Origin of the sequence: Psychrobacter sp. I-STPA10 (assembly GCF_021012795.1) — a bacterium.
In the GTDB taxonomy this organism is placed as follows: Bacteria; Pseudomonadota; Gammaproteobacteria; order Pseudomonadales; family Moraxellaceae; genus Psychrobacter.
This window is the reverse complement of the sequence record NZ_VFYU01000018.1, coordinates 1-12,556: the sequence shown is the minus strand read 5'-3', so window position 1 is coordinate 12,556 and position 12,556 is coordinate 1. Positions and strand designations below refer to the sequence as shown.

The following is a 12,556-nucleotide window of genomic DNA, read 5'->3' as shown; positions in this document are numbered from 1 at the left end:
CTCCTAAATGGTGTTAGCGGGTGGTTGCACACCCTTATTCATCTGTTTTCTAAGACGCTTACCATAACGCTCAGCAGGATTGGCACGCCACTCTAGCCATAGCATCACACCCGTTACAACCACAGTCAAACCCAAATAAATCACTGCCGCTGCCATATAAAAAGTAAATGGCTCTTGCGTCGCCTGTGCCCCACGAGAGGCGTAGTACATAATGTCATGTAAACCAACCACCGATACCAGTGCGGTATCTTTGAGCAATACCAAAAATAAATTACCCAATCCTGGCAATGCCAAACGCCACACTTGTGGAATGATGATGCGAAAATAAATTTGCATTGGACGCATACCGACAGCTTGTGCGGCTTCCCACTGCCCATTGGGTATCTCTTGGATTGCCATACGAAAGACTTCGGTCGCATAAGCACCAAACGCAAGCGATAACGCTGCCACCCCTGCTATAAACGGGCTAATTTCAATATATTCATGATAGCCAAAACGCTCCATCACACTCATCAAAATAATAGAGCCGCCATAATATAAAAACAGCACCAACAGCAGTTCAGGAATACCACGCATCGTAGACGTATAAATGGTCGCTAGCTTACGAAAAATCCATATTTTCGATAACTTAGCCGTTGCACCAAGCAGCCCAAAAATTAGACCAATGAACAAGCTGGTTAACGCCAGTTCAATGGTCATTACCGAACCACTCAGTAAAAGATGTGCAAAACCTTGTAAATCAAACACGGGCGAGACCTATCTTGAGTGAGAGAATATCAATGCACATGCGCTGACACAGCATATACAAATATTAATGTAGTAGTATTAAGATATAGTCTGCCTACTATAAATCCACCACGGTGTTAACCTCGCTAGATGTACTACTTGTACTATCTGCACTCGGTTGCCTTGTGGTGAAATTATATTAGATTGACTATATAAAACAGAGCAGCGATTTTAGCACAATTGTTAAGTTTGTTACTAATAGCAAGGGCAATAATATCAGTCATACTCAGGGCAAAATCATCATTAAATTCCATAAAAAAGACGTGCCGCCACCGCTAAACACGTCTTTTTTACCAACAGCTTAAAATGATAAAAAACAAATTTTAGTCATAGCAATTTTTAGTTGTAACAAATTTTAGTTGCAACTAAGCAGATTACTAAAGCAAAAACTAAAAATCATTAGCTAATATCATTAGTTTGATTCTGCTGTTGTTGCCATGTCTGTATTATCTAGACTCATATAAGGCTTGCCAATCTCATCATACTGACCATTGGCTTTAAGCTCTGCCAAAGCTGCATTAAACTGAGCAACTAACGGATCACCTTTACGTAAAGCGATACCCATGGTGTCATCACCTGTATTAATCTCATTGCCTTTGACTTCAAAATCTAGCCCAGGTCCTGCTTTTAACCAATCCAAACCAATCACTTTATCTGATAACAAACCACGGATACGCCCTGAAGTTAAATCTAAATAAGCATTATCTTGGCTATCATAGAGTTTAATATCAGCTTTTGGATACATCTCTTCCAAATACTGTGATGAAATAGTAGAGCGCTGTGCCCCTACAGCAACGCCATCGGTATCAGCCAAATCTTCAATTTTTAAATCATCACCTTTTTTGGTAATAAATATCAAGCTATTTTTAAAGTAAGGGTCAGTAAAGTCCACTACTTCTTGACGCTCAGGTGTAATGGACATACCTGCAATAATGGCATCAAATTTTTTGGCTTTTAATCCAGGAATCAGCCCATCCCAATCTTGTGAAATGATTTCACACTTCGCTTTCATTTGCTCACACAGCGCATTGGCAAGGTCAATTTCATAACCAATTAAATGACCATCAGCATCAGTATAGCTAAATGGCTTATAGCTAGATTCAGTAGCAATGGTAATCTCTTGCCCTTCAGTGACAGCCGCTTTAGATACTCCTCCTGCATCGACTGCATCTGTATTTGGGCTATTATTACAACCCGACAGTATCAATGCTGATAAAGTAAGGGGGAGTAAAGCGAGTTTGTGTAACATGATAAAAATCCTTAATACAAGCCAGTCAGTATAAAAGTGATGAGCTTTGCTGCTGGCTGATAAAAAATTTGTTTAACTCTTTTAAGTAAAAAACAAGCAAAAACTATGATTGCCAATTATTGGTCAAAACTGGCTTGCTCAAGTTTTGCTAACTCACCATTTTCACGAATGGCAGTCAAAGCTTTATCAAACTCCGCTTTTAGACCATCACCTTTACGTACAGCAATGGCAATATTATCATTGTTGTCGATTTCATCACCCACAATGATAAAGTCTGGATTGGTTTTTAACCAATCTTTGGCAGATACTTTTTCTGCCAGTACCGCATCACTACGACCTGACTTTAGGTCCAAATAGGCATTATCATAACTGTCATAAAGATTGACATGGTTATCATTTTTGCCTTCATAATTATCTTGTAGATAGGTACCTGGTGTGGTCGAACGCTGTCCACCTAAGCTTTTACCACTGATATTATTAGGATCAAAATTGCTGTCTTTTTTGGCAAGCCATACCATAGTATTGGCAAAATACGGCTCAGTAAAATCTACTTTTTCTAGACGCTCATCAGTAATGGACATACCCGCCACCACTGCATCATACTTTTTGGCTAATAATCCTGGAATGATACCGTCCCAATCTTGTGCCACAATCTCACAATCTGCCTGCATTTGTGTACATAAAGCTTTGGCAACTTCAACATCAAAACCACCCAAAGTACCATCAGGATTAGTAAAGTTAAATGGAGGGTATGCACCTTCGGTAGCAATACGCAAATGCTGTGTTTCTGCTGTCTGATCACCATCCGTTGTGGTCGCTGTTTCCTCATTCGCTTGTTGGCTGCACGCACCTAAACTGACCATCGCTGCCATCGCCATTGATGACCATACTAATTTTGCTTTCAACATAAAATCCATCTCCAATTAAAACTTAGGCAATGTTTGCCAAACCCATAAAAAAGGCATTAAACAAAAATAATACCTGACCGTTGTTGCAAAAACAAACGATTTAGCAAATTAAATTCACTCTACTGTCATATATATTTGATAAAGGAGGAAATGATAATAGTTAGCAAAGTCTTATATGGCAAAAAAAATTGCGCATACACTCTTAGATAACCTGATGTTATTAAATAGTATATACACAATTTTTAAATTCTTAGATTAAAAATAATGAGGATATCAATAATCATAATATAAGCGAAATAAACTACTAAACTGCTAGCTTACAAAGCTTGCTGATGCGAAGACATAAAATCTTTTACTCGCAGTGATTTGGGGTAATCAAACACCTGTTCAGGGGTGCCCATCTCTTCTATGCGCCCTTGATGCAAAAAGACGACCTGACTAGATACCTCACGAGCAAAACGCATCTCATGGGTGACAATCAGCATGGTACGCCCCTCCTCGGCAAGCTCCCGCATCACTGCCAATACTTCATTGACCAGCTCAGGGTCTAAAGCCGATGTTGGCTCATCAAATAACAACACTTGTGGCTGCATTGCCAAAGCTCGAGCGATGGCAACACGCTGACGCTGACCACCTGATAAATTGGCAGGATAGGCATCTTTTTTATCCAGCAAACCCACTTTATCTAATAACTTTTCGGCATCACTGATCGCTTGGTCTTTGCTAATTTTTAAGACTTGGGTTGGGCCTTCGATGATATTTTTTAGAATGGTCATGTGTGGCCATAAGTTAAAGTTTTGAAATACAAACCCCACCTTAGCACGCAATTGTTCAAGTTGACGCTTATTAACTGCTTTTAGCTCTCCTGACTTATCAGCAACCAATTGTAAACTATCATTGCCCACCGTAATAGCGCCTTGAGTTGGACATTCAAGCAAATTAATACAGCGTAGCAATGTGGATTTTCCTGAGCCTGATGAGCCCAAAATTGAAATCACGTCTCCATCATAGGCAGTCAATGACACGCCTTTTAATACCTCAAGCGAGCCATAGCTTTTATGAATATTTTGTAAATCAAGAGCAACAGGACGTTTGGATAAAGTATGTGAGATTGAGGTATCGAGCATGGGAGGGACAGGTTCCATAAAAAGAGAGAATTAATTAAAGGTCAATTAGGCAGTGATGACATCTTACTTATGTCAAATTTTGTCAAAGTAGTCTGCTAATAATAAGCCAAACACAACAAAACAACGGTTTATTGTCTCACAAAATATACATATTTAAAATACAAACCCTGTGCACCAGTATATTTTTAAACGCTATCTGCAATATATGGCACAATACTACACAGTAGTGCACAGTAGTGCACAAAAAAAGTCAGCAATTGCTGACTTTTTTCAAAAATACATTAAATGGGTTTTTAGCTAAAAAAGCTAGAAATATTAATGCTGAACACCACCTTCACCGTGTACATGACCATGTGTTAGCTCTTCTTCAGTGGCATCACGTACATCAACCACTTCAACATCAAAGGTCAATTGCTTACCTGCTAATGGGTGATTGGCATCAACAACAATGACATCATCTTTAACGTCTTTAACCGTCACCAACATCATCTGACCTTCAGCCTGTGATTGAAACTGCATACCAGGTTGGATATCATCAACACCTTGGAAGTTATCACGTGGAATTTCTTGTACGGCTTGCTCATGATACTCACCATAGGCATCGGCAGGTTCAACCACCGCAACAAGCTTATCACCTACTTTTTTGCCTTCAAGCTGAGCTTCTAGACCAGGAATGATATTGCTATGACCATGTAGATAAGCCAATGGCTCGCCTTGTGATTGGTCAATAACATTGCCTTCGGCATCTTTAAGCGTATAGTTAAAACTTACCGCAGAATCTTTTGCAATCGTTGACATAATTTGTCCTCATATATGAAATAAAAAATGATAGAAAATAATAAAAAAGGTTGGTAATCAAATGTCAATTAAGGTCAATTAAGAATGTTTAATAGTTATTTGATGCCTGATAGACTAAATTGCGATACTCACGCTCAGTTTCAAGGTCAAATGCTAAAAAAATGAGAAAAAAGTAAGAAAAAATGAAAATAATTGTGATTTTGACTGATTTTTGAGTATTTTAACCACCAAATTTAACCACCAAAGTTGTCGTTACTCATCATGACTTGTATGATAACTGACTTGAGTATGGCTTTATAATAAATATGATAATTGCTAATTATGATGCTGTTATGACACTCTTACTAACTACACCCTATTTTCTTAACCAACTTATAGTCGGCTCAATACAAAACTGGCACAAAGTCAAACTCGCTTGCAGTACTACCTGTACACCTTCGCTCGTTTTCCTCGTAACAGTATTATCTTGAATTGACTATAACCAAGCATAATCATAATAGACATCAAATTTAACGGAAAAATTTTATGACAACCAACAGTAAACAAACCAGCACAGACAATAAAACGCCCCATTATCAAATCAGCTTTGAGAGATTTACTCAGCATTTGGTTGATATCACCCTAACCTTTATTGCTGATACTGACAGCCCAGTATTGTGGCTACCTTCATGGATTCCCGGTAGCTATCTAATGCGAGAGTTCTCTCGTCATATCACTGCGGTGCATTATCATAACTTTAATACTGATTCTGACAAAACCGAACTATCCACCCACCTTGCCCCCAAAATCAGCAAAAATGAATGGCTACTCACCAACGTACAAGCAGGCGATAGCGTCAGCGTGCATTATGAAGTGTACAGCTATGATTTATCGGTGCGTACCGCTTATGTTGACCAATTTCGCTTATTTGGTAACTTTACCTCATTAGCACTCGCCATCGAAGGGCAAGAACAGCAACCTATTAACGTCACCTTAAGCGTACCCAAGAGCTTTTATCAATTTAATAACAGCCAAGCAGATAAAGCGGATATGGCTGATATAAAATTTGCTTGTGGTTTACCTTATACCCACCTGCAAAGCTCTGATTCTAACAATAACAGTGAGCATCAGCATCATCATCTACAAGCAGACAGCTATGAGCATCTGATTGATTATCCCTTTGAAATTGCCAAACAAGATGAGTTTCACTTTATCATCAATGACAATCAACAAAGCACCTTACCGCACCGCTTTTTTATCTCAGGCACACACCATGCCGACTTAGGACGACTGCAAACCGATGTCACCAAAATTTGCCAAAGCTATCTTAACTGGCTCGGTAACGCACCATTTAGCGACTATACCTTTTTGACCTATGCCAGTGGCAACGACTATGGTGGGCTTGAACATATCAATTCCACCAGCCTAATTACCCCCCGAGATGACCTCCCCAAAACTAATGAGCCGAGCGAGCCGTCCGAGAGTTACCAACGCTTTTTGGGCTTATGTAGTCATGAATATTTTCATGCATGGTGGGTAAAAACCGTCCGCCCTGATGTGATGATGGCAGTAGATTTACGGGCTGAGGCTTACACGCCTTTGCTGTGGGTATTTGAGGGGTTTACCTCATATATTGATGATTTTATGCTACAGGCCTCAGGCGTTATTAGCCCCAAAAGCTACCTAAAACTACTGGCAGCACAAATTAACCGCTATCAACAAACGCATGGACGTACCCAACAAAGTGTGGCGGACTCAAGTTTTGACGCGTGGATAAAACTCTACCGCAATGATGAAAATACAGGCAATGCAGGTATTAGCTACTATAACAAAGGCGCATTGGTTGCCTTATGTCTGGATTTGACCTTGCTTGAGCTAAGCGAAGGTAAATATCGCTTATTTGATGTGGTCAAAGCCTTTTATACCCAAGCCAAACAGCAAGATAACCGCCGTATTGGTATGACTGACAGCAATCTTGCTGAGGTTATGCATCAATTTATTGACCCTGCCGACTGGCGGTATTTTGTTGAGCATTATATTAATGGTGTTAGTGAACTGCCCCTACAGCGACTATTGCAAAATAATGGCGTGAGTCTAAATCATGACAAAACAGAGGATGAAACAAATCAACTGCCGTGGGGCATTCGGGTTGAAGAAACGGCAACAGGGCTAAAAGTTGCCCGAGTCTTGCGTGATAGTGTTGCAAGCCAAGCAGGGCTATCGGCAAATGATGTCATCGTTGCCATTGATGGGCTAAAAGCCAATAAAAAACAACTACAACGAGTCGCCGAGCGTCAACAAGCTGACTTGGAAACGGGCAATGAAGATGGCAATATCACTTGCTATGCCTTTCGCCGAGATGAACTTTTAACCTTAAATGTGCCTGCCAAAACTAAGTCAGGACAATCCGCCAATCCTAGTTTAGATAAAGTGACCTTGAGCCTACAAAAAGATGGTTGGCAGACGTGGCTTAGTGGGATTTTTGGGTAAGGGGTAAGTTTGATAGGGATGTTATATTTGAGGTCATGAAGTTACAATTAGAACTAAACTGCCCAATAATGCAAAGACTTCAAAAAGTTTTCAGGAGAATCTGTAGCCTCTCTAAAAAGATCAATAATCATTGTTAAAATAAATATGCTATTCTTTTATATTAGACTTCTTGCAAAGGTACCAGTTTATTAGTCTCAGATAATGAAGTTATAAGGACTAGCAACGACTTTTGCAAGAGGTCTATTAACTATGGTCATGTTCAATGTTAGCATACTTTCTTTTTGAAACACGACCATATTTTATTTTTTTTATTTGCGCTTACAACTTATATTCTTATATCCTTGCTTTTTTAACTCGGCTTCAACATCGCTAGATTTGTTAGTGTCAGCTGTCACTTTAATATCAGTAACTAAGTGGTTATCTTTAATACCAGAGCATTCATAAGTTGCTGCAAATGCACTTGTTGTGATAAGGCTAGAAGCAATGATTAATGTTGATAATAATTTATTCATAATAATATAATCCCAGTGTTATGTTAGTTAAATGTAAACTACTATTCCTACTATGTAGGGCATGTTGAACATTGGATACTCCAAGCTTTACTATAATAAGGGTTAAGAAGGAATTCTGACAAAAACAATAAATACCATTCTACCCCTTGTAAATAAAGGCTTCGAATCATGAATGTCCAACAGACCAGATCTTACTATAAAACATATTTTAAAATCAATCAAGGTAATTGTACTAACAGGGCAATCGCACTACAAAAGGCTAGAAAAGGGATAAAATAAAGCAAAAGATACAAACAGGATACAAATATTATGCTTAGCGACCCAAGAGATTTCTTTATCAAACTTAACGACCCAAGACGGCAGAATAAGAACCTATATCATCCCTTAGAGAACATCATTTTTATAGTACTGACAGCCTTTATCTGTGACTATGACGATTGGGTAAGCGTAGAAGACTTTGCCAAAGAAAATCAGACGTGGTTTGATAAAATACTAGACATGCCAAATGGCATACCCTCTCACGATACCATTGGCAATGTTATAAAAAAGCTAAACAAAGCTCGTACTTGCTCAAAGCCAAGTGAACAGTAAAGATAATGAAATAACGACTTTACCTAAATTGCTAGAGATAATTAACCTAAAGGGTAGTATTGTAACCGCAGATGCCATGTATTGCCAAAAAGATAGCTGCAAACAAATAACTAAAGCGGGTGCTGATTATGTTCTGGCTTTAAAGCGTAACCATATAGTGCGATTGCCCTGATTGTACTAAAAACTGCTATTTTAGTAAATTTATACAAGGTAGCTTTTAAGTATTCATAGAGGAAGTTAAAAAACTTGGATTCACAAAATAAGTGCAATTTCAGTTGAAAGGAGATGGATAGGCATGATAAGACTAGCGTTTTCTTTCACCACAAAGGAAATTGTCATGACTTACACACACCTATCCGAAAAAGAAAGATACCATATTGAGCTAGAACTTAAAAAGGGTATATCGAAAAAAGAGATAGCCGAATCACTAGGCAGATACCCAAGCCTCATCACACGAGAAATAAAACGTAACACAGGAAAGAGGGGGTATAGGCATAAACAAGCAGGACGTCAAGTGATACAACGGCATAAAGATAAGCCTAAAGCAATCAAACTGACAGATGAAGTCATTGTAGATATCACAACACTGCTTAAACAGATATGTGGTTATCTAAAGCTTCACAAAAGTATTTTGCTACATCATGAAACCATCTGTCGTTTTATATATGAGGATAAAAAAGCAGGTGGTGAGTTATACTAGCACTTACGAATTGCCAGTAAATCTTATCGCAAACGTCGTGGTAGCAATTACAGCCAACATGGCAAGATACCTAACAAGGTCAGCATACATGATAGACCTAGCATAGTTGATGAGAAATCTCGTATCGGTGACATTGAGGGTGATACCATCATTGGTAAGAACAGACAAAGTGCTTTACTAACACTGGTAGATAGAAAGACACTTTACACCAAAATTGTTAAGCTAGATGGTAAACAGGCTGATAAACTGGCAAAAGCTACAATACAGTGCTTTGAGCCCATCAAGGATAGGTTACACAGCTTAACTTTAGATAACGGCTTAGAGTTTGCTAAACATGAAGATATTGCTAATGCTCTAGACATAAATACTTACTTTGCTGACCCTTATGCTTCTTGGCAACGTGGTATTAATGAAAACACTAATGGGCTTATTAGACAGTACTTCCCTAAGGACACTGATTTTAATAAGTTATCTGATAACCAGATACAGTTTATACAAGATAGACTCAATAATCGTCCAAGAAAATCTCGTGGGTTTAAAACTCCTAATGAGTTATTCTTTGATAAAACTGTAGATTTATTATCTGCTTAATTTTTAGTTGCACTTTTGATGTGCATCCGCCAAATACATAACCACCATATTAAGTAGTTAACTTAGTGAGTTACATCATTCATCAAATACAATCATTACTACTACACTTTTTAATGAATAGTTATCCAACCATTTTTTAAGGCAACGCTTTGAGTGTCTTGACGTAAGTTTTCTATTCCTGCTTCGTTTAAGCCTTTTTCTATTAATAAGTCTAAACTACGCATCAGCATCCCATAAATGAGCTGTTGCTGTCGCTTGGCATCACCATTAACAAACTCAGGATAATCAATTTGCAGTCTAAAATCCATGTCTTTAGTCTTTGGTGAATATTTGATGATTTCACAATACCGCTCTTGGTCTTCTTTATCTTTCATTAAAACAGCTATACAATCCCAACCTTTTAAATCAATATCATAGTTTTTTCCATCAATTATTGAGTTGATTTCATCTTCTACGAAGTTTTGTGAGATTCTAAGTTCATCGCTTATGTTTCCACTGTACTCTGCACTCATCCATAATTTCATATTATCTACCTTCTAGCTTGGGCAAAGGTAAGGTCATAAACTGCTCCATACCATATTCAAAATCATGGTCTAGTTTGTCTTCATCAATTACTTCATCAAGAGTCATAACTTTTTCTTTTAGCAACTGATAGTAGACTCTAACGCCCTCAGCAATATATGTACGCAATTGCTCATCGGTTTTGTTTTGCCAACGCTCTTCAGGTATGGCAAAGTCAATGGTATAAACATTTCGACTGTCCGATTTTTGCAGAAACTCCGCCCCTTCAGAACCAAAGTCTCTATGTTTGCCACTGACTCGTAATACTATCGATAAAAACAGTAAGGTCTTAAAATAATCACTACTATCTTGCTTTTGATAGAATATTTGGTTTAGCAAAACGTGGTAAGGTCTAGTAGCTTTCCCAGCTTTACTCCCTCCTGACTGACCACTGAACTCAATCATATACATTGGCTTATCTCACTCCATTATTCATCAAGCTACAAGGTCAAAGGTACATAAAATAAACACTACAGCCAAAAATCAGTGATGACTACATCACCCCCATGATTCCTTGCCAGCCCACTCGCAATCCCAACACTGCCAAAATGACTAAAATTAACTGCCGAAAACGAGCTTGGGGCAGATGATGACGCAAGCGAATCCCAACCAACAGCCCAACAATAGACAACACAGTTAATAATATAATCAGCCCCCAATCACTACTAGATAACGCCATGATTGGCTCACGTAAAATGATGATTTGTGCCACTTTACCCAAAAAATAACACATATTGCCCACTTTGGTGATGGTATGTTTGTCATCACTGGCTGATAATAAATACATCAGTAAAATCGGTGACATGGCATTGGTTGCGCCACCAATAATCCCTGCCATTAAACCGACACCAATCAGTACTGGCTGCGTATTTGGTAAACGAATAGACTTACCTCGGATACTGGTTAACACATAAAAAGCAATGGCAACCGCCAGTAGTAATAGTAAATAGGCAGAATTAACCCAAATTAATAGCTTAGCCCCCACAAGGCTACCAACAAGGCTGGTTAATGCCAATAGCCAGTATTTTTTGCCGTAATAGACTAAGTTTTGCCATACCCCTTTATCACCACCAATTAACCATGACATGCCATTCATAATCAAGGCAGGAAATAGCACCAAAATAATGGCATAAGATAATGGGTGACTACTGGCAACGGCGGTAGTGGTAACTAAAGGAAATCCAATACCACTAATGCCATGTAATAAGGCGGCTATGATAAAAATAAACAATAAAAAAAGATTTTGGCTAATCAAACTCATCTCTAGCTACCTTACAACCTGTTTTCACAATCCACAATGGTGGTGTGATATCCTCCATATATAACAGCCATAATAGACCAACCCACTGATTATAAAAATCTTTTTATTAGCTAATTGGCAGTCATACTAACTGTTAATTTACCCCCAATTGCTTAAGTCGTGCTTTATTAAGATGCACTCGTACAAACTCACCCACACCCAAATCCCCCAATTCAAACCCTGCCACCGACCAACGAATAAGACGCAGACAAGGCAAGCCCACATGTGCAGTCATACGCCGAACTTGGCGGTTTCTGCCCTCATAAATGGTCATCATCAGCCATGAAGTTGGTACAGTTTTGCGCTCACGTATTGGCGGATTGCGTTGCCATAATGGCATGGGTAGATTATCTTCGCTAAGGGCTTGCACGTTGGCAGGTAAAGTCATGCCATCTTTGAGCATCACGCCATTAATAAGCTGAGAGAGCTGCTCAGGGGTGGCAATGCCTTCAACTTGTACCAGATAAGTTTTGCCTTGCTTTTTGCCATTATTAGCAGTCGGTGGGTGGGTAATGGCTTTGTTCACCCGTCCATTATCAGTCAACAATAACAGCCCTTCACTGGTAGCATCGAGCCTGCCAGCGATGCGTAGTGATTTGTCATTAAATTGACTTTTATAAAGATAATCTGCCACGGTGCCATAATCGTTGTTATCGTCATTACGAAACTGGCTTAATACGCCATAAGGTTTGTTAAATAAAATAAGCTGAGTCATAGTGATTGGCTTGGTTGGTTTGATATAGTTTTCGATATAGTTTTTAACATAGGTAAACAAGATAAATCATCATAGCAAAAAGTAGACAGGTTTTATATTTTTAGTATTATTACCTCACTCTCAACTTCAACCCCCTCCCTTAAAAAAGAGGGAGGAACTGGTTTTTAAGTCCTCCCCTTACTTCAAGGGGAGGGTATGGGAGGGGTCATATATCAATTTAGTAAAATAAGTTGAGAGCGAGGTTATTAT

At 38.8% G+C, this 12,556-nt stretch carries 13 protein-coding genes and 1 pseudogene; 4 read left to right on the top strand and 10 right to left on the bottom strand.

All coding sequences use genetic code 11. The annotated features are described in order from the left end of the window. Nucleotides 1–3 precede the first annotated feature (3 nt). The 5 genes from FHK89_RS08755 to FHK89_RS08735 form a co-directional block, all read right to left on the bottom strand. Nucleotides 4–747: an ABC transporter permease gene (locus tag FHK89_RS08755; protein ID WP_230659123.1), complete on the bottom strand. Its 744-nt coding sequence runs from the start codon at nt 745–747 to the stop codon at nt 4–6. 451 nt (nt 748–1,198) lie between these two features. Then, complete coding sequence (locus FHK89_RS08750; protein ID WP_230659121.1) at nt 1,199–2,035, bottom strand: transporter substrate-binding domain-containing protein; 837 nt, start codon at nt 2,033–2,035, stop codon at nt 1,199–1,201. 116 nt (nt 2,036–2,151) lie between these two features. Further along, the gene (locus FHK89_RS08745; protein WP_230659119.1) at nt 2,152–2,943 is read right to left on the bottom strand and encodes a transporter substrate-binding domain-containing protein; all 792 of its coding nucleotides are present in this window, start codon (nt 2,941–2,943) and stop codon (nt 2,152–2,154) included. Between the two features lie 317 nt (nt 2,944–3,260). After that, nucleotides 3,261–4,070, bottom strand: a complete 810-nt coding sequence (locus FHK89_RS08740) for an ABC transporter ATP-binding protein (RefSeq protein ID WP_230659117.1) — start codon at nt 4,068–4,070, stop codon at nt 3,261–3,263. Nucleotides 4,071–4,385: 315 nt separating this feature from the next. Beyond that, nucleotides 4,386–4,868 (bottom strand): FKBP-type peptidyl-prolyl cis-trans isomerase, encoded by a 483-nt coding sequence (locus tag FHK89_RS08735; RefSeq protein WP_230659115.1) that lies wholly within the window; start codon nt 4,866–4,868, stop codon nt 4,386–4,388. A 525-nt stretch (nt 4,869–5,393) separates the two neighbouring features. On the opposite strand from FHK89_RS08735, the gene FHK89_RS08730 reads away from it, so the two are divergent. Beyond that, complete coding sequence (locus FHK89_RS08730; RefSeq protein ID WP_230659113.1) at nt 5,394–7,337, top strand: M61 family metallopeptidase; 1,944 nt, start codon at nt 5,394–5,396, stop codon at nt 7,335–7,337. A gap of 308 nt (nt 7,338–7,645) precedes the next feature. On the opposite strand, the gene FHK89_RS08725 is transcribed toward FHK89_RS08730, so the two are convergent. Then, on the bottom strand, nt 7,646–7,849 hold the full coding sequence (locus tag FHK89_RS08725) for a hypothetical protein (RefSeq protein ID WP_230659111.1): 204 nt from the start codon (nt 7,847–7,849) through the stop codon (nt 7,646–7,648). A 309-nt stretch (nt 7,850–8,158) separates the two neighbouring features. Between FHK89_RS08725 and FHK89_RS08720 the strand changes: the two genes are divergently transcribed. The 3 genes and pseudogenes from FHK89_RS08720 to FHK89_RS08715 all read left to right on the top strand — a co-directional run bounded on the left by FHK89_RS08720 (nt 8,159) and on the right by FHK89_RS08715 (nt 9,731). Next, complete coding sequence (locus FHK89_RS08720; protein ID WP_230659109.1) at nt 8,159–8,440, top strand: transposase family protein; 282 nt, start codon at nt 8,159–8,161, stop codon at nt 8,438–8,440. Next, the gene (locus FHK89_RS15015) at nt 8,430–8,612 is read left to right on the top strand and encodes an ISAs1 family transposase (protein WP_442966574.1); all 183 of its coding nucleotides are present in this window, start codon (nt 8,430–8,432) and stop codon (nt 8,610–8,612) included. Before FHK89_RS08720 ends, FHK89_RS15015 begins: the two co-directional genes overlap by 11 nt. Before the next feature lie 165 nt (nt 8,613–8,777). Then, nucleotides 8,778–9,731: pseudogene (locus tag FHK89_RS08715) on the top strand (IS30 family transposase). Nucleotides 9,732–9,841: 110 nt separating this feature from the next. On the opposite strand, the gene FHK89_RS08710 reads toward FHK89_RS08715, so the two are convergent. The 4 genes from FHK89_RS08710 to FHK89_RS08695 all read right to left on the bottom strand — a co-directional run bounded on the left by FHK89_RS08710 (nt 9,842) and on the right by FHK89_RS08695 (nt 12,307). Further along, on the bottom strand, nt 9,842–10,255 hold the full coding sequence (locus FHK89_RS08710; RefSeq protein WP_230659107.1) for an Imm44 family immunity protein: 414 nt from the start codon (nt 10,253–10,255) through the stop codon (nt 9,842–9,844). Between the two features lies 1 nt (nt 10,256). Continuing rightward, a complete protein-coding gene (locus FHK89_RS08705; protein WP_230659106.1) occupies nt 10,257–10,697 on the bottom strand; it encodes a hypothetical protein in 441 nt (146 codons plus the stop codon). An 88-nt stretch (nt 10,698–10,785) separates the two neighbouring features. Continuing rightward, nucleotides 10,786–11,553 (bottom strand): sulfite exporter TauE/SafE family protein, encoded by a 768-nt coding sequence (locus tag FHK89_RS08700; RefSeq protein ID WP_230659104.1) that lies wholly within the window; start codon nt 11,551–11,553, stop codon nt 10,786–10,788. A 133-nt stretch (nt 11,554–11,686) separates the two neighbouring features. Then, nucleotides 11,687–12,307, bottom strand: coding sequence for a pseudouridine synthase (locus FHK89_RS08695; protein WP_268992949.1), 621 nt, complete (start codon nt 12,305–12,307; stop codon nt 11,687–11,689). Between the last annotated feature and the right edge of the window lie 249 nt (nt 12,308–12,556).